At 59.2% G+C, this 21,976-nt stretch carries 15 protein-coding genes; 5 read left to right on the top strand and 10 right to left on the bottom strand.

All coding sequences use genetic code 11. From position 1 onward, the window contains the following. The first annotated feature begins 2 nt into the window (after positions 1-2). Complete coding sequence (locus tag Pan216_RS03790; RefSeq protein WP_145255031.1) at positions 3-5,822, top strand: serine/threonine-protein kinase; 5,820 nt, start codon at positions 3-5, stop codon at positions 5,820-5,822. A 210-nt stretch (positions 5,823-6,032) separates the two neighbouring features. Here Pan216_RS03790 and Pan216_RS03785 read toward each other — a convergent pair whose 3' ends face one another. The 3 genes from Pan216_RS03785 to istA form a co-directional block, all read right to left on the bottom strand. Then, positions 6,033-6,791, bottom strand: coding sequence for an IS1634 family transposase (locus Pan216_RS03785; protein WP_145255028.1), 759 nt, complete (start codon positions 6,789-6,791; stop codon positions 6,033-6,035). A gap of 568 nt (positions 6,792-7,359) precedes the next feature. Then, on the bottom strand, positions 7,360-8,130 hold the full coding sequence (istB, locus tag Pan216_RS03780) for an IS21-like element helper ATPase IstB (protein WP_145255025.1): 771 nt from the start codon (positions 8,128-8,130) through the stop codon (positions 7,360-7,362). Then, entirely contained in the window at positions 8,127-9,629 is a 1,503-nt protein-coding gene (gene istA, locus Pan216_RS03775) for an IS21 family transposase (protein ID WP_419193226.1), read from the bottom strand. The genes istB and istA overlap by 4 nt, the downstream gene beginning before the upstream one ends. Positions 9,630-9,907: 278 nt before the next feature. Between istA and Pan216_RS03770 the strand changes: the two genes are divergently transcribed. Next, the gene (locus Pan216_RS03770) at positions 9,908-11,902 is read left to right on the top strand and encodes a zinc metalloprotease (protein WP_145255022.1); all 1,995 of its coding nucleotides are present in this window, start codon (positions 9,908-9,910) and stop codon (positions 11,900-11,902) included. 12 nt (positions 11,903-11,914) lie between these two features. On the opposite strand, the gene Pan216_RS03765 is transcribed toward Pan216_RS03770, so the two are convergent. Beyond that, entirely contained in the window at positions 11,915-12,793 is an 879-nt protein-coding gene (locus Pan216_RS03765) for a hypothetical protein (protein WP_145255019.1), read from the bottom strand. A 55-nt stretch (positions 12,794-12,848) separates the two neighbouring features. Beyond that, on the bottom strand, positions 12,849-13,895 hold the full coding sequence (locus Pan216_RS03760) for a hypothetical protein (protein WP_145255016.1): 1,047 nt from the start codon (positions 13,893-13,895) through the stop codon (positions 12,849-12,851). A gap of 582 nt (positions 13,896-14,477) precedes the next feature. Here Pan216_RS03760 and Pan216_RS03755 point away from each other — a divergent pair. After that, positions 14,478-15,167: a transposase gene (locus tag Pan216_RS03755; RefSeq protein ID WP_145255013.1), complete on the top strand. Its 690-nt coding sequence runs from the start codon at positions 14,478-14,480 to the stop codon at positions 15,165-15,167. A 21-nt stretch (positions 15,168-15,188) separates the two neighbouring features. Here the strand turns inward: Pan216_RS03755 and tnpC are convergent, their stop codons facing one another. From tnpC to tnpA, 3 genes are all read right to left on the bottom strand, one after another. After that, entirely contained in the window at positions 15,189-16,874 is a 1,686-nt protein-coding gene (tnpC, locus tag Pan216_RS03750; RefSeq protein WP_145255010.1) for an IS66 family transposase, read from the bottom strand. Between the two features lie 358 nt (positions 16,875-17,232). Next, positions 17,233-17,628 (bottom strand): IS66 family insertion sequence element accessory protein TnpB, encoded by a 396-nt coding sequence (gene tnpB, locus Pan216_RS03745; protein ID WP_145255007.1) that lies wholly within the window; start codon positions 17,626-17,628, stop codon positions 17,233-17,235. Between the two features lie 2 nt (positions 17,629-17,630). Next, positions 17,631-17,984 carry an IS66 family insertion sequence element accessory protein TnpA gene (gene tnpA, locus Pan216_RS03740; RefSeq protein WP_145255004.1) on the bottom strand — a complete coding sequence of 118 codons (354 nt, stop codon included), beginning with the start codon at positions 17,982-17,984 and terminating at the stop codon, positions 17,631-17,633. 703 nt (positions 17,985-18,687) lie between these two features. On the opposite strand from tnpA, the gene Pan216_RS03735 reads away from it, so the two are divergent. Both Pan216_RS03735 and Pan216_RS03730 read left to right on the top strand, forming a co-directional pair. After that, entirely contained in the window at positions 18,688-20,088 is a 1,401-nt protein-coding gene (locus Pan216_RS03735) for an RHS repeat-associated core domain-containing protein (protein ID WP_419193225.1), read from the top strand. A gap of 336 nt (positions 20,089-20,424) precedes the next feature. Continuing rightward, the gene (locus Pan216_RS03730) at positions 20,425-21,048 is read left to right on the top strand and encodes an RHS repeat protein (RefSeq protein WP_145254999.1); all 624 of its coding nucleotides are present in this window, start codon (positions 20,425-20,427) and stop codon (positions 21,046-21,048) included. Here Pan216_RS03730 and Pan216_RS28030 read toward each other — a convergent pair. Both Pan216_RS28030 and Pan216_RS28025 read right to left on the bottom strand, forming a co-directional pair. Then, the gene (locus Pan216_RS28030) at positions 20,948-21,178 is read right to left on the bottom strand and encodes a transposase (RefSeq protein WP_419193224.1); all 231 of its coding nucleotides are present in this window, start codon (positions 21,176-21,178) and stop codon (positions 20,948-20,950) included. The two genes, Pan216_RS03730 and Pan216_RS28030, sit on opposite strands and share 101 nt — an antisense overlap. A gap of 330 nt (positions 21,179-21,508) precedes the next feature. Then, a complete protein-coding gene (locus Pan216_RS28025) occupies positions 21,509-21,673 on the bottom strand; it encodes a hypothetical protein (protein ID WP_419193223.1) in 165 nt (54 codons plus the stop codon). Between the last annotated feature and the right edge of the window lie 303 nt (positions 21,674-21,976).

Raw genomic sequence — 21,976 nt, 5'->3', positions numbered from 1 at the left:
CGATGCCGAACTGCCCCGACCAAGACCGAATCATCAGCTACCTCCACGGACGGCTTTCCGTCGCTGAACTGTCCGAGATCGAAAATCACCTCGACAGTTGTGAACTTTGCCAGACGCTCCTGGGCGAGGTCGACGATCCCAATGACTCCATTCTCGTCGCACTTCGTTCGTCAGCGGTCGCCGACGAGTACGCTGGAGAGGAAAGCTATCGTACGGGCCTGGAGCGTGCCGAACGGATCGGTCAAGATTGGTCCCAGGACGAAAAGCCAAACGAAGATCGACCGCGAGAACCTGATCGAGACGAACTCGGATCGATCCGCGAGTACCGCCTGCTTGAGAGGCTGGGCGAAGGGGCCATGGGCCAGGTCTACCGGGCAAGGCACGAGCGGCTCGACAAGTTGGTCGCGCTCAAGATCCTGCGGCACTCCACACTCAGCAACCCCGCCGCGGTCGCCCGTTTCGGGCGAGAGATGCGAGCTGTCGGCAAACTCGATCACCCCAACATCGTCCGCGCCACTGATGCAGGGGAGTTCGAGGGTGTTCACTACCTGGTCATGGAACTCGTCGATGGTCTCGACTTGTCCAACCTATGTCGACGAGTCGGTCTTCTGGGGACTCCCGAGGCGTGCGAGATCATTCGCCAGGCGGCCAACGGTTTGCAGCATGCCCACGAACATGGGCTCATCCATCGCGACATCAAGCCCCCCAACCTGATCCTGACTACACAGGGTGTCGTGAAAATCCTCGACCTGGGACTCGCCAGGCCCAGCGACGACGAGAAAGTCGATGGAGAACTGACGGCCGCCGGCCAAGTCGTCGGCACGGTCAACTACCTCGCCCCCGAGCAAGCCGGTTTCTGTCAGCATATCGGTGCTCGGGCCGATATTTATTCCCTTGGATGCACCCTCTTTCGGCTCTTGAGTGGCCGGGCTCCCTACGACGATGGCCAGCTCGTGACCCCGTATCAATACATCCTCGCCCACGTCAAGGACCCGATTCCACGCATCACCGAGAAACGACGCGACGTACCGCGCAAACTCGAAGCGATCTTGATCCAGATGATGGCAAAGGATCCGAAGGACCGGATCGAGGAAGCCTCTCAGGTCGCCGAGCTGTTGACTCCCTATTGCGCGAAGGCCGACCTGTCCGGACTATTCAACTCGACCGATTCGACTGTTGTCGAAAGCACTTCTTCCCCCACGGTCGACCTGCCGAAGGCGGAAACGAAGACCGAGGGGTACGACTGGACGTGCATCGAAAGGGTTTCGAGCGGCGGCCCCCCGCGAGTCAGACGGCGACGGGCATTCCTGACGGGAGGGCTCGCTTTCCTCGTGACCCTCGCCGGCATGATCACCTACTTGACGACGGGCGAGGGGAAGGTCGAGTTGACCGTCAACGAACCAGGCTACACCGTCGCGCTCGACGGTAAGGAGATCACGCTCAAGGACCCCGAGGGGGAGACAACCGTCCTCTCCGTTCCCGCCGGGCGTCACGAACTGCTCGTTCGCAAGTCGGGTTTCGAGTCAGTCTCGAGAGTCGTCCGCCTAATGCGCCACGGCCGCGTCGCCGTCGAGGCGAAGCTCGTCCCCAAGGAGGCACCAACGGTCGCGAAGGTCGATGAGCCGCCGCCGAAGATGGCCGATGATCCCTCGCCGAGAGCGGTGACGCCTCTCACGACCACTCCCAAACTTGCCGGGACGCTGGCGACCGCTTCGTTGGCGACGTCGTCGATGTTGCCGACGGAAGCGACCATTCCGAGGCTCTCGGGCCTGGTCGCCGAACCGAAGGAGTTGGAGGGGATCCACCGCTGGCAGGTCGACACCGTCAAGCCCCGCAGTGACGTCAACGCGGTCGCCTATTCCCCAGACGGCAAGAGCGTCGCGGTGGCCACGCATGGGTCGGGGCACCTGCGTATCTACGACGCCCACACCAACCGACTACTGCACGTGTTGCCGACGCAATTGGGCGGAATCCTCGCTCTGGCCTGGTCGCCAGATGGCGAAACAATCGTCTGCAGCCACACAAGCCGCAACCTTTACTTGTGGAAACCGTCGGAGAATCGTCTGCTTCGCAGGTGGCGTGTCTCTCCCATGCCGGTCCGGGCGATGGCCTTTAGCACGGACGGTCGTCATCTTGCCGTCGCGCATGATCGGCGGGTTGAGCTCTGGAACGCCGCCGGCGAGCGCCAATCGATCGTCGGCTGGCACGACGACCAAGTCACCTCGTTGGCCTGGGATCCCAAGAGCGAGCGTTTGTTGTCGGGTGGCAAGGACAACTCCGCCCGGATTTGGACCCTCGACGGTTCGCTTGAACAGACGTTGTCGTGTGACGCGCCCGTCTTGTCGGTCGGTTGGGATCCCAAGGGAGAGTGGATCAGTACGGCCGAAGAGAAGCACTTCCTGCTGTGGAAGTCGGACGGAACTCTCGATCGGGAATTGAAGGTGGGCGACAACAGCTTTAAGTCGCACTCGTGGGCCCCCGATGGGGACCGCCTCGCCATCGTTACATACTACGGGGTTCACTTGCGCAATCGCGAGTTCAAGCCCACTCTCGTGAGTGCGAACAACTTTGCGCAATCCCTCGCTTGGTCCCCCGATGGACAAACATTCGTCATCGGTTCTGACCTGATGACCCAATCGGGAATCACTTTTTTCGATCGCGACGGCAAGCGACTTTCGGAACTCTCCAATTGCCGACAAATCAGGGACATGGCGAGTCATCCCGATGGAACCAAGTTCGCCGTGGGAACAAGACAGACCGCCATCTGGTCATCCGATGGTCGTGATGTCACCGTCGTCAGAGCGAATAGTGAAGTCCCGGAATGTGCCTGGAGCCCGACGGGAGATGTATTGGCAGTTGGAAAGAGCTACGGAGAAACCATACTCGCCTCCAGTGGCGGGAAGATCTTACGAACGCTCAAGTCCGACGAGCCCTCGATTGACGCGCTCGCCTGGAGCCCCGACGGCAAGTGGCTCGCCACCGCGTCCAGCCTTGGAAACGGCGCCATTCGAATTTGGAACGTCGACGGTACGGCCGGACCGGTCTTGAAGGGTCACGAGGGAGGTGTCCCTGGCCTTTCCTGGAATCCCTCGAATCAGCTCGTTTCCTCGGGGAGAGACGGGACAGTCCGTTTCTGGAACGTCCCGACCTTCAACAAACACGAGCCAGCAAGAGAATCGACGATCGAACTAGGGCAGCCTGCGTGGCGGCTGCAGTGGGCTCCCGACACCATGCGAATTGTCGTGGATGGCAACGACGGTCGAGCGATCGTTCTTGATGAACACGGGATACGCCTACCCAAGAGCGCTTCTCTTCATGCGCTGATCTCTGGCAACGGAGACTGGTGCATCGACCCGAGTGGTGAGTGGTGCGCGACTGCCAGGTCGTTCATGCTGAAACTATTCTCCCTCGACGGCAAGCGGACCTGGAGACCGCTCCTCGGTCGTCTCGACATTCCCGTACATGTCGCCTGGCTTGGTGAATCGCGTTTGGCGATTGGGGGGGGGCGTGGAATCATCGTCATCATCGATACCGTCACCGGAGAACTCCAGTGGACAGGCATCACGCTCCGAAATGGCGACGAGAATGTTTCGTTCACACCCGAGGGGGAGGTCCTCTTTGGCAAGCCGCACGTCCTTGAGGATGAGTTAGTCTACATCGTCGAACCCGAACCGGGACGATATGAGATGCTCTCGCCAAGCGAGTTCAAAATGCGAATGGTGACCCCCACGAAGTCTCTTGCCAAGCGAGTTCCCAAAGTCGTCGATCATCCTCGCCGCGGCTGGAAGAATGGACCGATACCGCCCGACACGGGCATCGTTCCGCGGCCGGCATCGTTGCCGGGAGTCGCCTCGTGGCAAATGAACACCATCGGCCCCCTTCAGGTGCTCTCGACGATCGCCATCAGCCCCGATGGGAAATCGGTAGTTGTCGGTTCCCGCGGAGGGAGCGTTCGCCTCTACGATGCTCGAACGATGGAATTGCGACAGCTCTTGCGCGGTCACGCGAAGCATGGCATCGGGAAAGCGGTGAAGTCGCTCAAATGGAGTACTGACGGTGATTGGATCGCTTCCGTGGGGGACGACGGCAGGGTTAGGCTTTCCACGGCGGATGGTCGACGTGGACCGGTTCTACATCACCCCTACCCCGTTACCGATGTTGCCTGGAGCTCCGATGGCAACCAACTCGCAACGGCCAGTCGAGACGACGTGACCATCTGGAACCGCAATGGCGATCGTGTTCGCAAGCTCGGTGGCTTTGATGGCCACGTCAACAAGGTCGATTGGAGCTCCGCCGGTTGGCTGGCGGCGGGGAGCCTCGGCCCGAACCCGATCGTTCGTCTTTGGAAGCCCGATGGAACTCCTGGATCTACCCTGGAGGATTTCAAAGGTTCGGTTCTCGCTGTCGCTTGGACGCCCGATGGTGAGTATTTGGCGGCCATCGATCAGAGTCAGACGGTACGGGTTTGGTCGCGTGACGGTGAGCTGACACACTCGTTCGAGACCGACTTGGTTCCTCACCAATCGTTGAAATGGGATCCCAGTGGGAAAGTGCTCTCTGTAGGAAGCTGGTCCAAGCTGGGATTCTTCTCGGCTGATGGAACGCCAATCGCTGTCGCCAACGTCGTTCGAGGGACTGTCTACGATCTTGTCTGGGAGCCACGTGGCCAGCGATTCTATCTCGCGGGCGGTGACGCCGGACTCGTCCTTGGGCGTCTTGACGAATCATCGGTGTTGTTGGCGAGGATCCTCTTCGATCCGGATGGAGGGGACCATCCCCAAGTCGACTGGCGACCGGGTACCGATCAGCTTTCGTGGAACTCGGCGGCCCACTACCCCGCGCCGTATTCCCTCCCCATGCGTTTAGCAACAGCCGATGGTGATTTCGTGACGACGTCCAGACACTGCCGCAGAGTGTCCAATGCTTGGAATCGTTTGGGCGATCGATTGGTCGGTTGGACTTCGAAACGGGGGATAAGTCTCTTGTCGCCCGATGGCCGCTTCGAGCGTTACCTTCAGAGAACTCCGACATCGGCCGCGTGGTCGCCCGATGGGAGCCGGGTTGCCGTTGGTCTCAGCTACAGTGGCAAGCTTCAGCAGTGGAGCGCAGATGGTGAACTTCTGAGCGAATTCAAGGTCGATGAGAAAGGGATCACCGAGAACGCTCTCGCTTGGAACGCGAAAGGCGATCGACTCGCCACCAGCGGCAAAGCGGATGCACCGGTCAAAATCTGGCGGCCCGACGGCACACTCGTCCGGGCGCTCGATGTGGGAGCCGCCGCCATCGCGTGGAACCCTCAACCGAATCTGCTCGCCACGACGTCTCGATACTTGAAGGTCTTTGATGCCGAGGGCAAACCCGATTCGAAATTCAAAGAACACTCTGCGGAGTGTTTGGCTTGGAGTCCCGACGGAGGGCAACTCGCTGTCGGGGGCGAACTCGGAGACATCTATCGCGAGTCGGTGAACGGGGCCTCGATTCCCTCAATCAACGCCCACAGTTCGAAAGTCGAGTCCCTCGCTTGGAGCGATGACGGCAAACGCCTGGCGTCGTCGGGAGCGGACGGACTGGTCAAGGTTTGGGATACCGAAACCCGCGAGCCCCTTTGGGCCGCAGTCAATTTGCCGTACGCGAAAACAGTCACCTTCACGGGCGCGGGAGAGATCCTCTTCGGCGATCCGGCGGTCATCGACGAGCAACTTCGCTACGTCCTAGAAACCGCCGATGGGGCGCGTACGCTTCTCACACCAAAGGAATTCGAAGCCTTCGTCGACAGCGGTCTTGAGTTTCCCAAATGGCTCGCCGTACGGGATGCCGACTAACGACTGCGTTGCCATGTGGGTTAACGACTCTTCGATCCAATCGATCACCTCAATCCGTTTGCGGCCAACCGAACACCGCCGCTCCTCTCACGACCACCTCCCGCGTTCGAACTCCATCAAGAATCCTTTTCCTCCCTCTTCCTTAGCCCAACTTCCCCAGGTGTGGACGTAAGTCGTTGTATTTCAAGGGTGGGTTGGGGAAAGTCGTCACTACATCTCGGCGAAGTTTGTTGTCGAAGGCAGGTGGAGGCCGAGCTGATGGAGCAGGATGGCTTGGTGATCGGACGGACGGCTGACGCAGCGTTTTCGGATCTCGGGGACTTCCCGCGTCGGCGGGACCACGTCGATCGCGCGTAGCTCGTCGAGAATGCGACGTGGTTCATCTCCAAGGCCGGCTCGCTGGCAAAGAGCCGCCAGCGTCTTCCAGAGGACGTAGGCGAGAAAGCAGACGAGGATGTGGGCTCGGACCCGGTCTTCCTTCTGGTGCCAGATGGGCCGCAGGCTCAGATCGCTCCTGTGAATGCGGAAAGCGGCCTCGGCTTCGGTCAGCTGGATGTAGGCCCGCCACAACTCCTCATCGCTCCAGTCGGCCACGTTGGAACGCAGCAGGTAACAGCCGGCGCTGAGCGTGGCCCAATCACGACACTCGGCCGCTCTCTTCCACGTCAGCTCGGCGCGGCCGTTCTCGACGGCCCTGACAGTGATCTCGAAGAGCAAGGCGGCTCGGGTATGTTGGCCGAGGAGTCGGCCGATTTCCCGCTCCACTTTCTGCGAGTCGCGACGCTGCTTGCGGCAACGCGCGGCCATCGCTTCGAGGCGATTCTCGATCCGTTGCTCGAAGCCCCAGGTGATCGCCGAGTCCTTCTGGGTGCGGTCGCGGCTGCGGCTCTTGTTCCAAGAGACTCTGCTGCCGCTCGGCCGAGGGATCGCCCTCGGCGGCTTGCTTGAGACCGAGTCGTCCTTCGGCATCGACATTCCCCAGCCAAGCGACCACGCGCTGCCGCGGTCCGCGCTCGCTGCGATACGATTCGACCAACGCCCAATAGGCGTGTCGCTTGCCGTTCTTCGTGCGAAAGCATTGCCGAACAAACATGGCCCCATGCTAAGCCATCGCCTCCGGCCACCAAGACCAAAGGTCGTCACTACACCCCCATCGCAGCCGCCAGGCCCCAAGCTCCCACCGACAGCAAACGACTTGCGTCACCAAACCGACTCAGAAAACTTCAAAACACTCGAAATCGCCAAGACGCTGGGGAATGTGAGTTGGCCGTGGAAACGGGCAGGTGGGGACGCATCTTCGACGCCAGAAGGTGGCTTCAATGAGGCCACGGCTGGTTAGCCGTGGAGACGCGAGAGATCCAGCAGGCGGCGGAAAGCGACCGCGTCTCGCTTCAATGAGGCCACGGCTGGTTAGCCGTGGAGACCCCGAATTGTTGACGGCGGTTGAAAATGGTGGCGCTGGGCGGTCGAAAGTGGTGGCGCCTGGTTGGGAAAAGGTCTCCGTATGCCGAGATCGTGTCGCGGGTGATTCCTTGGTTCAGCCGGTTCGCTGTCGGCGGCGTTTGGCGTCCTTTAGCCGATAGCTTTCGCCGGTGGTTTCGAGGATGTGGCAGCGATGGGTCAGCCGATCGAGAGCGGCTCCGGTGAGCCGTTCGCTGCCAAGGACCTCGGTCCAGTGCTCGAAGGGTAGATTGGTGGTCACAAGAAGACTGTACCTCTCGTAGGCGGTGGCGATGACATCGAAGAGGAGTTCGGCCCCGGCCTTGCTTGCCGGCACGTAGCCCAACTCGTCCAGGATCAGTAGGTCCAGCTTGGCAAGTTGTTGCCGGTACCGCAAGAGTTGACGTTCGTCGCGGGCTTCGAGCAAGAGGGTGAGCAGTTCGGTCACGCGGACGAACCGCACCTTGCGCCCCTGGGCGCAGGCGGCCATGCCCAGCGCGGTGGCCAGATGCGTTTTGCCCGTCCCCGAGGGTCCGACCAACAAGATGTTCTCTCGGCGCTCGAGATACTCCCCCTTGAGCAGTTCCAGGACCAATGGCTTGTTGAGGCTCGCGCGGGCGGCGAAGTCGAACTCCTCGAGCGTCTTGGTGGTGGGGAAGCGAGCGGCCTTGAGACGCCTCGCGGCGGCCCGACGTTCGCGTTCGATCAACTCCAGTTCGCAGAGCTGCAAGAGGAACGCCAAGTGGTCGGCGTTGTCGGCGGCGCAGCGTCGGGCGATCCGCTCGCACTCGTCGTGAACGGTCGGCAGCTTGAGCGCCTTGAGATGATGCTTGAGCAGCACGGTGCTCTTGGTGGTCGTCTTGTTCACGAGGCCTGCCCTCCCAGCAAGACGTCGTAGGAAGCGACGTCGGTCGTCGGGACATGCACTCGCGCAAGGTGCGGTCGGCCATCCAACGAGAAGACGGTGATCGGCTCGTCGGCACGATGTTCGAGGATCGTGCGGATGCTCTCGGCATCGGTGACGTCAATCGCGAGCGCCTGCTCGACCGCGGCCGTCAGCTCCTTGAGCGGAAACTTCTCCAGCAAGCGAAGCACACGGATGTAGGACCTGGTTCCATGGCGGTCGTCCTCGGCCTCCAAACGGCGTCGCAACAAGCCAAAGCAGTCGGGCAACGACCACTCCTCCAAGGGGCGGGCGACATCGAACCCGCCCGGCTTGCGTTCGAGCAAGGCGAGGTAGTGGACCGGGTCATAGCAGGTCTTTTCCCGCTCCCAGCAGCGCGTATGCCGGGCCACCAAGCGGTCCTCGAAGATCAGCCGTACCTCCAGAACGGTGGCGACGATCGTCACGCGGCGATGGGCGTAGGCCACCGGCACCGAGTAGTCGTTGCGATCGAAACGGACGAGTGACTCATTGGTGGCACTTGCCTGGACCAGTCGCCTCGCCTCGAAGCGTTGCTTCGGCAGGGGCAGGAAAGCGGCACGATCATCGAGAAGCAGGTCGCGCTTGCAGGAGGACTTGCCGCGCGTGCGGCGTTCCAGGTCTTTCTCGCAAGAGACCACGAGCCGTTCGTTGAGTACTGCCAGCGAGGTGACATCGGGAACCGGGACCAGGAAGTTCCGCCGCGCGAAGCCGAGCAATCGTTCGACGTGTCCTTTCTCGTTCGCGCGTCTGACCAGGCAGAAATGCTCTTGGAAGAGATAGTGACTACGAAACCGAAGAAACTCCTTGGTCAGCATCCGCTCACGGCCGGGAAAGACCTTCGTCACCGCGATCGCCGAGTTGTCGTAGCTGATCCGTTTGGGCACGCCGCCGAGGAAGGAGAACGCGCGGACATGGCCTTCGTGGAAGGTCTCGGTGCATTCGCGCGGGAAGACCTGGATGAAAATCGCCCCCGAGTAAGGCAGCGTCATGACAAAGAGCGCGACCTTCGTCGGCTCGCCCGCCACACGGACCGTCGCTTCGCCGAAGTCGACTTGGGCCTCGCCCGGCGGATGCGAAAGCGGCACGAAGACTTCCCGCCGCGATTGCCTCCAGGCACGCACGGCGTCCTTGACGATCGTCTCCCCACCGTCGTAGCCGTGCTCGTCGCGTAGCCGCTCGAAGATCCGCTTGGCGGTGTGACGTTGCTTGGGCGGCTGCTTGCCGTCTTCCTCCAAGATCCGATGAATGATCGGCAAGAAGGGTTCGAGCTTGGGCCTCCTGCGAGGCCGGGACAACCGATAGCCCGGCGGCTCGGCGTGAGTCAGGATCTTCGTCAACGTGTGCCAGCCGAGGTCATACTCGCGGCACGCTCCTCGCTTGCTCAACTCGCCGGTCAAGACCCGCCGGCGCACTTCCGTCCACCACTCCATGTCGGTTCGCACTCCTCCGCCTCCTTGCGAACTTCGGAACGATCGGGACCAAAGCCCCCATCTTCCCAAATCGCAACAAGACGTGAATGAGCGCCGCCATTTTCAACCGCCGTCAACAAGCGGCATCCGGCCAGGTCCAGTCAATTCACCGGAAACATCCCAAAAATCATTGCCACCGTCAAGTTCCCCTCCACTTCACGCCCCACTCTCTCTTCTTTCAGTTTGCGGCACCCGGGTGCATGATTTAATGTACAGCTTTGGTCGTCCCCATACAAACGTCGAGGCACCTCATGACTCTCCGAAATGGTCTCTACAGTGGCAGCGCCAATGGTTGGAAGGCCAGCCTCAGGATCGATCTCAAGCGATTTCCCTCTCCGTATGAACAGCTCAACAGAGTCAGTGCCGACCTCTTCGAACTCGAAAGCGGTGGTCCGTGGTTCAAGTACGGGATTCGCTGGGCACCACAACTTGACGTGAGCGATGAAAAGGTCGAAGGGAAGTTCTTCCTTTACGAGGATGGGGAGACAAAGTCCGATCGATTTGTCCATTGCGTTGTGCAAAGTGACATTGAGGGTGCCGATGCGCGGTTGACGGTGCGATTTCTATCGATGAATCAGGATGTTATTAGGACACTAGAGGTGCCACTCTTGCACGTATCCAACTGTCCTAGAATTCTCCACCTCGAGATTGACACCGTCAAAGGTACGCGATCGCCTGGCGAGGTGTCCTGGAAAAGAACGACACATGATCTCAAGTCCGCTCTCGAAAGAGCTGGGATTGATGTGAAATGGGGAGGAGATTGGGTCGAATACGAGGATCTTTCCGACGAGACGTGGAGCGAAGCGGAACTCAACAAAGTCATGAAGGATCGCTCCGAGCAGTTGGTGAACGCGCGAGACTGGAGACTTTACCTTTTCGTTGCCAAGAGATTTCGTGATCCTCGGACTACCGGGATCATGTTCGACGTCTTCGGTCGACAGAGGCAAGGTTGTGCTCTCTTCGAGGAAACTCGTCGGAGTTTCTCAAGACCGGCAGAGTTTCCGAGAGACTACTTGCGAACGGCAATGCATGAAATTGGACACGCCTTTAACCTGCGACATAGTTTTGACTCTAAGAAGAAGCTTGGCCTCAAACTGTTGTCTTCGTCTTACATGAACTATCCCGACAGGCATGCGCACGGATCCACCGCATATTGGAAAGACTTTGATTGGGACTTCGACGACGAAGAAATGGATTTCATTCGCCATGGGCAGTTCGACCGCGTCGTCATGGGCGGAGCGAGTTACTCCGGGCATGGACAAGACAATGTCGCTCTCAGATCCGAACGCGAGAGCGAGAACGATTCCCTCCGGCTTGAAATCAGGCTCTCTCCGAAGGAACGCTCCCGGCGGTTCGAGTTTGGCGAACCGATCTACATCGAAGCCAAACTCGCCAACCGATCCAATCAACCGAAAGTTGTCGAAGATACCCTGGCTCCCGAACACCTCTCAACGATCTATCTCGTTGAAAAGCCGGATGGAACACTCTATCGGCACACTCCGCGTCAAGTTCGTTGCGGGCATGATCGTGAGCTCACCCTCATCCCCGAGGCCAACGCGGTGATCTACGAATCTGTTTGTCTGTCCGTTGATTACCGGGGTCAACAGTTCCTCGTTCCAGGAAACTATACGATTCAAGCGATTCACGAGGGACACGGTCGACGTCTTGTCTCTAACGCCTTGAGGATCTATGTCGGGTTTCCCGATGCGGTACACGAGGAGTTGGTGGAACCCTTCTTCGAGAGTGATGTGATCGAATCTCTCGATCTTTGGGGGTCTCCAGTGGCTTCCGAGAAACTCGCGCATTTGCTTGGCGATGCGATTCCCCGTTGTCAGCATCACGGCCGTCGACCCCGGCTCATCTCGGAACATGCTTGGCAACTGCTTCGGCTACAGCACACGGGATATAAGACCATTGAAGTCCACGACCGTCTTCCCCGACTTCAAAAAGTGAATGTCTCGGCACCCGAGTGCGTCCCGGGAATCGTCCGTGAAACCCTGCTGTTGAATGACACCGGTAGCAGAATGAAGGACTCAAAAGACGATTCCAAGGGTCGGATTGCTCATGTGCCGAACCTTGTCTATGGATGGCTCGGCAAGCATCTTGTCGAGAGTCTGTTTGATACAACAAGGGCGATCTGTAAGGCAAGGTCCTCCATGCTCCGCTACCTAAAGGAACGAGGTCTTCCCGAGACAAAGCAGCAGGACTACTTTACTAGAGAAGACCCCGACAAGACTGTCTCATGAATGTGACGGAGATCAATTCTCGGTGGAGACGACGTCATTGAGAGTCTTGGTCGTGTCGGCCCTACGCACTTCCGTCCGTTCGATGACCGGTAGCCCGAGTTGGGAAATCAACCCTGCCCCGGAGTCGCAGCTTTCTTCCGTAATCTCCCAAGGTTTGTTGATTCGATAGACACCGGGCTTTAGGTAGCTCTTCGTGACGCGTTCGAAGAGCACCATCTTTCCAATTGCATTGTCGGCTGGACCGGATGGCACACTCTTTGCCGCCGCTGCTAGAGCCGCAGGCCCGGCACTTGCCGCCGCAATACTTCGTGCCGTCTCGATGGCGGAATTGATGACGGAGATCAGTTTCAGGGGCACGGCGGTGGAATCGGACTGCTGATTGACTCCTGCCAATCGCCAGCCGTCCTCGAAACCGAACGAATAGGCTTGGCGAGAGAAGACGTTTTTCGGTTGGGCCGCGTATCTCTCCTCCATGTCTGGAAGGAAAATAATCTGTATGTCGCCCTTCAAGTTTTCCGCGGTCTGCGTGTCCTTGACAGTAATCGGTTCAGTCGTGAGCGCAGAGCCATCGGACGAGATTCCCTCTCCGCCGGCGGCCTTTTCCGCAAGTGCTTCCAGTTGTTCCACCGACGCGGACGTAACCGTTTCGCTGTCGATCACGGTGGCTATCGGCGCTTTGGCAAGATCTTCGTCGTCGCTGTAGAAGTACTCGTGATGCTCTCCCATGGGAATGGGCTTCTTGATCACCACGTAAGGCCGAGATAGATAGTACTGGAATCCGTGGTCGCAGATTCCATGCGAATCGTCGCTAACTTTCGTCACTTTGATCGATGCACAGCCGCCTAGTAGCGGGAGGGCACACACGGAAAGTGTTATCAATTTCGACGCCATGATCCTCGTCTCCAATCCCTGGGATGATTGCGGAATCTCACATTGCGGGGCACGCCTATAGCCCCGAAATCACTTGAAGAAATGATTCGTGCTCGACGGTCAAGCCAATGTCGGTCAACAGGCCCACACAGGGAACGGCGGTCTGCATTTCACTTGGCTTGTTGAGCCGATAGACTCCAGGGGGAATGTATGTCCGCTCGACGAGAACGGCGGCAACGGTTCTGCCGAGCATCGCTTCTTCAGCGGTGGAATCACCGCTCGTTGTCCCCGTTGCGCTCTTGGTGGGTGTCGAGGACGATTTCATCTCCGAGGATGATGATCCGCCGAGTGCCGTCTTGATCGTATCCAGTAGGGCAACGGGAACCTCCGTCGAGTCGAACGAACCGTTGACTTTCTTCAACTGCCATCCGTCTTTGAACTCGAGACCATAAGACGACTTCGCCGCGAAATTGCAATCCTTGATGGCGATCTGTTCTTCGAAGTCGGGTAGAATCACGACCTGAATCTTCTCAATCGGATCCTCTGGTGTCTTGGGAAGAGTTGGCTCAGGCGGATCTTCTTCCGTGGCTTTTTCGTTGCTGGTCCTTCGGTGTGGTTCACCCTGCGACTGATCGCCATCCGCCCGTGGCTGACCGCCGTCCACTTGCTCCTCGCCACTGACATTGGCAGAGATCCCGGCCAGTCTTGGTCCCTTGTCGCCCAATGCCGCAATCTGATCCTTCAACGATTTTCCTCTAGTGAAGGCGACAAAATTGCCCTCGTTGACATGATCTACTTTGACGCCATGAGAGTCATAGTAGCAAGGTGTGCCATCGTGGGGATCGACGATCTTGAGATAGACTTCGATCGTTTGATTGGACTCTTCTCCGTGGCCCGCCGTGCTTGAAGCGTTAACCTTGTTGTAGCCCAGTATTCCCACTCGGGAAACGGAGTCCAAGACGATCTTCTCCGGAACTGCCAAATAGGGGCGGCCGGTGTAGTACCGAAACCCATGGATGTGTTTGTCTTGTCCACAAAGCCTTGCTTGAAGAGGGACTTTCTTCGCGATGATGGCCGCACAACCGATTGGAATGCACGCGAGTGCGAGTATCACGTAACGCATCGAGACCTCCTGTCCGCGCTATGGTCGAGCCCTAGAGTCGTCGTTTCAGTCCAAAGGGAACGCGGCATGATTGCGCGTTCCTTCATCCTGCCGTGGCATGGGTTGGCGCCGAGTTGTGTCGGGAGGTGCTTGCCGAGATAGGTGATACAACCAAGGTAACCCGTGTATTCGTTTCAGTACCACTCATCGGCACCAAACTACAGCTTTGTTAAGCCAAAGTGAGGCAGATTACTCATTTACCTGTATAGCGACAACTATTTGTGGCTCTATTGCCAAATCTGTGGGTGGTGAGTGTCTTCTCCGTTCCGCTTGGTAGTGGAGGTTACCGCCGTATGCCAAGGGCCGCGTCCGGCTGCTGCTTTGCCTTGTCTTCTCGCTTCGCTCGCCCTGCATCCTCGCCATCGTGGCTCGGCTTCGGTCGCCCGGCAAAGACTCCTCCTTGGCCGTTGGCGGGGAGGATGTTCCACTGGTCAAGCGGAAAGGAGAGAAGTCGGCAGGAGGGAGTAAAAGAGCATCCCGCTCTCGAGTGGCGCATGATGGAGTTTGCGAGGACTTCTTCAAACGCCAGCCGCGAGAGACGGGATGCGACTTCAGGTTATCCTCAACGCCTTGGAGCGTCACGGGAGTTTCGTCTACGAATCGGCGGCTTGGGCCGATTCGTCGAAAGAGGGACTGCTGGTTCGGGTTCGCCCACGGCGTCGCAGCCGGCCGATCTGTTCGGGTTGCGGGAATCGTGGCGGCACGTACGACCACTTGCCGGAGCGCCGTTTCCAGCATGTGCCGCTGTGGGGCCTGGCGGTCTGGTTCGTCTACGCGGCACGGCGGGTCGCATGCCCTGTTTGCGGGGTGAAGGTGGAACGCCTTCCCTGGGCCTCGGGCAAGGAGCGAACGACCACGAGTTTCCAATGGTTCCTGTCCCGTTGGGCCAAACGCTTGAGTTGGCGTGAGACCGCCGCGATTTTCGGCACGAGTTGGCACACCGTCTTTCGTGCGGTGAAAATGGCGGTTTGCTGGGGAATCCGCCATCGCGAGCTGGAAGGGATCGAGGCGATCGGCATCGACGAGGTCGCCTACCGCAAGGGGCATCAGTACTTCACCCTGGTCTATCAGATCGACCGCGGATCGCGTCGTCTGCTTTGGGTCGGGCAAGACCGGACCAAGGAGACGCTCGGTCGTTTCTTTCGTTTCTTCGGCAGGCGGCGAACCGAGCGGCTGAAGTACATCTGCGTGAGCGTTGCAACGGTGGCGTGTGGGGGAAGCAGGAGCCGATGACGATGGGGGACCGGTCACCGGTCAACGAGGAGTGGCTGCATGGGCGCGGCGTTGGGCACGGCGGGCGCGTTTGCGGTCGGCTCGTTGGCGAGCTTCGTCGGCGCGCTCTTGGAGACGATGCTGGGGGTGCTCGTCGATCCAACGGTCGGGTAGCAACGGAGGGAGATCCGAAGCCGGAGTGTTCGGCAGGCGGGTGTAGACATCGCGGAGGTAGGCGAATGGATCGACGTGATGGCGGTTGCAACTCTTGGTCAGGGTGAAGAAGGTGGCGGCGGTCTCTCCTCCTTGGCTGTTGCCGAAGAAGAGCCACGCCTTGCGGCCGAGGACGGCGTACTTCAGCGCCGCTTCGGTGCGGTTGTTGTCGATGGGAATCGCCCCATGGTCGAGATAGCACGCGAAGGACTGCCACCGGTTGGTCATGTAAGCGATGGCGGCGCGCAGCTTCGATTTCGGAAGTTCCCGTTCGCTTTGCTCGAGCAGCCACTGATGGAACTCGGTCACGATCGGCTTGGCGTCGCGTTGCCGCAGGGCGCCGCGTTGTGACACACTACTGTCACGGGCGCGATCTTCGATGTCGTAGAGCCGCTGGAAGTAGCCGAGGGCGGTGTGCGTCCGAACGCTCGGCGCGCTGAAGTGGATCTCCTCGAACTTGCGGCGCGCATGAGCCCAGCAACCGACGGGGACGATCCGGTCCTCCGCCGCGGCGATTCGCTCGTAGCAGGTGTAGGCGTCCGACTGCAAGTAACCCTGGAAACCGGCGAGGAACTCGTCGGGACCATCGCGGCTGCGGTCGGGCGTGAAGTGGAAGCAGTCGTAGGGATGGGCATTGTCGCCGACGGTGCTCCAGAGATAGGTCTTGGTGCAGCCAGGCGGCTCGCCCGCCAACATCTTGACCGGCGTTTCATCGCAGCCCAGCACCTCGGACTGCAACGCCAGCCGACGCATCAGTTCGACCAACGGCGCGACCGCCAAGGCCAGGGCGAAGAGCCAACGCTGTTGGGTGCCGCGGCCGATGCGGCAGCCGTGGCGAGCGAGGATGTCCTCTTGTCGGTAGTAGGGTAGATGGTCGGCGAAGCGACTGGCGGTCAGATGAGCCCAGAAGCCGGGACCGGTGTAAGCGTCGATCAACTGCGGCGGTTTCTTCGCCGTGGCGATCGTCGTCTCGCCCGATGCTTCGTCGCGAACGATCACCTCTTGGTAATGTTCGATCACATGGATCGAAGCGGGCGTGAACTCCAGTTGCTCGCTGGTCTTCTTGAAGAACCGCCGGGCGGTCGGGTCGTTCCTCAGCTCCTCGGGAATCTCTTGCTCGTCGAGTTCGTGACGGACCGTCTTGCGCGGCAGCAGGTCGGGGAAGAGACGCCGGCCGCGTCCCTTGCTCGAGCGGCGTTCTGGTGACGGTTCGTCGTCATCGCTCTCGTCGTCGTCGCCGGAGCCTGAATCGTCGTCCGCCCCGACGATTGTCGAGTCGAACAAAAGCCCCTGCTGGGAATCGTCGACGAAGCGTTCCCGCCGCCGGCCGTACAAGGTCCGCTTGAGCAAGTCGACGTCGCTCTGCAAGCGATCGATCGTCTCCTGCTGCTGAGCGATGGTCTCTTGCTGCTGGGCGATGACGGCGGCTTGCCGTCGGCGCTCCCGATCGAGTTCGAGGATCAACTCGTGGCAGGCGTCGATGTCGCGAGGGAGGTTCACGTCGAAGGCGTCCATCAAACCGATCTCAGTTGTCGCGGGGACACCCTAGCACCTCGACGCCGAAGGCGCCAGAGCAGTTTCAGCATTTTCGTCGGAATGACGAGAAAACCTGCGAGTCCGCCTCATCGCTGCCATCACCATGACATCGTTGTCGCTCGCGAAGAGAACGCCAGGGTCGATCGTCCAACGAGATTGGCAAGCGAAGAACCCTGGGTCCGAGGACAACCGAAGACAAAACTCGGTTTTGGTCGCGTGCCGTCCCATGGCTTCCAGGCTCTCGCCGCCGCGACGGGGGACTGGCGTCTCGAAGGAGCAGCGGCGCGTCCTGGCTCCGCGGAGCGGCACGCATCATTCGGGAAAGAGCGAGGGGAAGTCACGAACGACGGGACGATGACGTCGCGTCACGGTGCCGATCGGAGACTTGAAAGCGCTTGCGATGCCGGACCGAGGAAAGGTCGATGCCCTCGAGAATGAGTGACAATTGTCCGGCAGTGATCTCGAGGCCAGCCTCGTCGTCGGCCGCCTGGGCGTCGGGAAGCTGATAGCTCCCTTCTTCCAGCTGCTGATACCAAATGCAATAGCCGACGCCGCCCCAATAGAGCACCTTGAGGCGATCCCGGCGGCGATTGATGAAGACGAACAAATGGCCCGAAAGCGGATCTTGCTCGAGCACCGATTCCGCCAAGGCGATGAGCCCGTGAAAGCTCTTACGCATATCGACCGGTTCCCGGGCCAGGAAGATCCGCACCTGGTGAGGGATCGACCACATGCTCAGCCCTCCTCCACGCTATCGAGGGCGGCAAGCACTTTGCGCAACGCGTCGCTGTCGACGTGGGCCGGCGCCCGCACGATGTAGCCTCGGGGATGAACGATCTCGATCACGCTCGTCGATTCGGGAACCACCCGCAACGCGACGAACGGCGACGGACACGCCCCACCGCCATCGACCGCAGTCGACCGTTTCTCTTTTCGATCGCGTCGCTGTAGCTCACGCCGCCAGCCGTAGAACGACGCCTCCGAAATCCCTTCTTCCCGGCAGAACCTCCGAACGCCCCGCCCGCTCTCCTCTTGCCGACGAACGACCTCCCGCCAATACGCTTCCTTCTCCGCACAACGATCTCGCATCTTCCGCCTCGCGACAAACCAGGGCCAACCAACCCAAGCCTACCGCAACCGACAAGACGCCACCGTTGCTACGCTCACGCAGGTCTGGCCGGAGCACTTCCGGGGATCGGTGCGTTACAGCCAAGCTTCACATAGACGTAGTGGCCAAAGCAATTCGTATGCGGATCTTGCGCACTCACGTGTTTTCGCCCCTCTGCATTGATGAGGGGGAAACCGAGTCGCTTTGCCGTATCTGCGAGCAGCTTAAAGATCTGCGACCCCGTTCCTTGACCCTGATTAACCACAGTGCAATCCGAATACTCAACGTGCAAAGGATCCGTGTAGATACGCACGACGCTGGAAAATACTCTGCCTCCTCCTCGGAATTTGTGGGTCATCTCTTGGCTGTTTTAACGTCTAGGGGGGCCAATTCTTCCGGAAACACCGCTGTTTTTGACTTCGGAGGCCAGCTGCCAATTCGACCGGCAAATTGTGAATCGTGTTCGAGCCTTCTCTTGAGTGGTGACGAAATTTCGTCACCTCACCGTTTGGCCGGAAAATCGGCTTGGTCCTGGAATGCCAACGCCCGAATCGCCTGAAAAACCAGGCCGGATCGGCTGGGTGACGCCGGGTCCCTGCAAAGTCAGCCCACCAGGGTGGCGTCCGGGTCCCAGACGAGCCGGCCGGCCAGGGAGCGATCCACCCCATTGGGACCCATAGATTCGTGAATAGAGCCGATGATTTGAGCCGCATTGTTTCGGTCGAGGATATCGACGGCACGCTGACCTTCGACTATGACGACACGTACCAGCTCACGTCGGCGACGCACGACTCCGATTCCTCCCGTAATGAATCCTACGCCTACGACGCTAATGGTAACCGAGAGTCGTCTCACCTCCACGCCACTGGTTACGTTACCGGTTTCAACAATCGACTTCTTTCCGATGGCATCTACGACTATGACTACGATGACGAGGGAAATCGAGTTCGCCAGACGGAGATAGCGACGGGCAGCTATCGTGAGTTCGACTACGACCATCGCAATCGACTCGTGGCCCTGGTCGACAACGACCAGGGAGGCGTCGACCTCGATCGTGTTGACTTCGTCTATGACGTCTTCGATCGACGCATTGCAAAGTCTGTCGACTTCAATGGCGATGGCAACGTTGACGTTTCGGAGCATTATATCCAAGATCGTGAGGATGTCCTGCTCGACTTCGTCGACCCCGATGGAAGCGGAACAGGGGGACCAGTCTTTTCCAATCGATACCTTCACGGCACAGGGATCGATCAAGTGCTTGCGCAGGATGATGGCGTCAATGTCGAGTGGCTCCTCCACGATCACCTGGGAACGACGAAGGACATTGTCGACAGCAGCGGCGCTGTCGTTAACCACTTGATTTACGATTCATTTGGCAACGTTGTCAATCAGTCCAACTCACTCATCGAGGTACGCTACAAGTTCACCGGCCGAGAATACGATGACGAAACGGGACTTTACTACTATCGGGCTCGCTACTACGATGCGACAAAGGGTGGGTTCATCAGTGAGGATCCAATAGGGTTTGCAGGTAGAGACACAAACCTCACGAGATATGCGACGAATAGCCCGACAATGCTGTCCGATCCTTCCGGTCTTTGGACGCTTGGGATCGGTCCCTCTGCTACGGTTTATACTGGAATACTTCGTTTCAATGTTTCTTTGGACTTCCATTTTGGGCTCTCGTGGGAACACGGACTCTCTGGAGGAATAATTGTATCCTATGCCGTCAATCCGGCACTTGGTCTGGGCGGGGCCGTTGAGGCGAACCTCACCGCCACTACCGCACAAAGAGTGGAAGACTTGGCGACCGGCACCACTTGCACAGTGGGTATAGACGCGGGACCGGGTGGTTGCGAGTATCAGCAGTCTGTAGATCGAGTGATTTCTGATGACGGAATCGTAATGCCAGCATGGGAAGGAGTTCAAGTAACGGTCGATGCTGGCCTAGGTGGTGGGATTTATGGTGGGGACTCAAACACATTGATCGGCGTGTGTGGCTCAACGGGATGGCCGGACTCACTGATACCGCCGGGGTGGCCGCGATTCGAGCCCTTTCCTCGTAGAAGAGCTCCAGGGCGCTAGTGGCAATTGCCCGGAAGGCCGTCATCTATCACGTTGTTTATATGGCAAACCAGTCTGGAATCACTTGATGTTGTTCGTCAAGATAATGCTGGCAACTGCACTTGCTCTCGGATTCTGTGGGCTAATGTATTTTTTTATATTACTGTGCTATCACCACATATCGATGATTGTGTCTGTGAAGGCTGGTGTCCCTTGGTGTCGGTATTGGTTTTGCACAGTGCTTGCCTTCACTCACCCCGAGGATTTGTCTGACCATGGCATGTATCATCGGAAACGAGTCATTCGATCCATCAAGCAGTTCTTGCTCCTATTCTGTGCTGAAGCAGTCATGGGTGTGTGGTTGTTCAATATGCCCTAGCGTCAGGGCCGACGCGGACCACCAATGCCCTCGCCGACAATGTCGAAACGGCCTGCGACCATGCCGGACAAGTGATCGCCACATCGGACGAGCGAGGTCGAACGACTGTCGTCGACTATGACGATCTCGGCCGCCGGACGAAAGTGACGCTCCCTGACCCGGACGAGACCGGTCCGCTCTCGTCACCCATGATCGAGTTCTCCTACGATGCGGCAAGCAATTTGCTTACCCTAACCGATCCGAGGGGCCACGTCACCACGTACACCTATGACAAGCTCCACCGCCAGGAGACAGTCACCAACGCCCTCGGCGATGACCAGACCATCGTCTACGATGCCGAAGGACAGCAATTGACCGTCACCGATGAGATCAATCGAACCACGACCTTCGAGTACGACGACCTTGGTCGGTTGGAATGGATCGACGACCACCTCGACCAACGGACGAGCTTCACCTATGATTCCGTCGGCAACACGCTGACCGAAACCGACAATTTGGGCTCTACCCGGTTTTGTGTGGGTAGAGGTCGAGTCCGCCGCAGTGGAAGTAGATGGCGTTTCGGAATCCGTCACGACTTCGAAAGCCACGAGCGGAGTGCTTGATCCATTGGATCTTGGCGGCGAGGCTCACACTGGTTGCGTTGGTGATCGGCGTCTTGATGAAGATGAGGAGTTCGTCGAGTCGGTTCTTGAAGGTTCTGGTGACTTGTCCCGGTTCAAATCCTGGTCGCATTCGTTGCCGAGTTGAGGCTGAATGGATTTTGGGTGGCTGAAGACGGTTTTGCCGAATTGCTGGAAGTTTTGGAGGAGCGTGGGGGCGATGGGATTCGCTGGCTCGGCGCGTGCGCATGGGAGGTCCCTTGGTCAGTTGGACCCCGTGAACAGCCGTCCTACTGGGACGGGAATGGCGGAGTACGATTGTTGTTTTGGGACTGCTGGAGTCGGTATCCATGTAGCCATCAGCTCGGCAGCAGGGTGGACGTCGGATCGGATGACCCCGCAAAGCCGCCTCCTCGCCCCATCCCTCACGCCTCGACAAACGTCCCCACTGCAGCCCCCGAAACTACCGCGTCACCTCCTCATCATCCGCCATCCCTTCCGCCACCCACTGCTTCTCTTCTCCTTCCCTCCCCACCACGACCGACACCACTCCCCATCCAACAGCCTCCCGCAACCTCCCCCGCACCGCCGCCACCAGCTCCTCAACCGCTCCCTGATCACCTCCCACCGCTCAAAGAACTCCTCCACGAACCTCTCCCCCCTCGCGAATCACTTGCCGAGCGCAGACGCCTCCTATTCCGGGTGATCTACCCGGCCGATGAGAAGTCCTTCCCGCACCACCCACTGCTCGACCCTCGACCACACCTTCGCGCACCCGGCAACTTCCTCGCCCTCGACGTTGCCCGTCATCGGCCATGAACCGACATCACCTACCAGGTCGCCAGGGTCCGCGTTGCCTGGATTTCTTTCCTTCGACGAGCTTGTGGCGGTTTTGTAGCGCCAGACTTTGCGGCAGATCGCTCCCGAAGTC

The organism is Kolteria novifilia, from assembly GCA_007748055.1.
Lineage (GTDB): Bacteria > Planctomycetota > Planctomycetia > Kolteriales > Kolteriaceae > Kolteria > Kolteria novifilia.
The sequence above is the reverse complement of the archived record's forward strand: the minus strand, read 5'-3'. Positions and strand labels throughout refer to the sequence as shown.

Excerpts from the sequence above, each read along its gene's own strand:
- Pan216_RS03790 (WP_145255031.1), top strand. The coding sequence starts at position 3 with ATGCCGAACTGCCCCGACCAAGACCGAATCATCAGCTACCTCCACGGA.
- Pan216_RS03785 (WP_145255028.1), bottom strand. The coding sequence starts at position 6,791 with ATGCCGAAGGACGACTCGGTCTCAAGCAAGCCGCCGAGGGCGATCCCT.
- Pan216_RS03770 (WP_145255022.1), top strand. The coding sequence starts at position 9,908 with ATGACTCTCCGAAATGGTCTCTACAGTGGCAGCGCCAATGGTTGGAAG.
- Pan216_RS03765 (WP_145255019.1), bottom strand. The coding sequence starts at position 12,793 with ATGGCGTCGAAATTGATAACACTTTCCGTGTGTGCCCTCCCGCTACTA.
- Pan216_RS03760 (WP_145255016.1), bottom strand. The coding sequence starts at position 13,895 with ATGCGTTACGTGATACTCGCACTCGCGTGCATTCCAATCGGTTGTGCG.
- Pan216_RS03755 (WP_145255013.1), top strand. The coding sequence starts at position 14,478 with ATGCGACTTCAGGTTATCCTCAACGCCTTGGAGCGTCACGGGAGTTTC.
- tnpC (WP_145255010.1), bottom strand. The coding sequence starts at position 16,874 with ATGGACGCCTTCGACGTGAACCTCCCTCGCGACATCGACGCCTGCCAC.
- tnpB (WP_145255007.1), bottom strand. The coding sequence starts at position 17,628 with ATGTGGTCGATCCCTCACCAGGTGCGGATCTTCCTGGCCCGGGAACCG.
- tnpA (WP_145255004.1), bottom strand. The coding sequence starts at position 17,984 with ATGCGAGATCGTTGTGCGGAGAAGGAAGCGTATTGGCGGGAGGTCGTT.
- Pan216_RS28030 (WP_419193224.1), bottom strand. The coding sequence starts at position 21,178 with ATGCGACCAGGATTTGAACCGGGACAAGTCACCAGAACCTTCAAGAAC.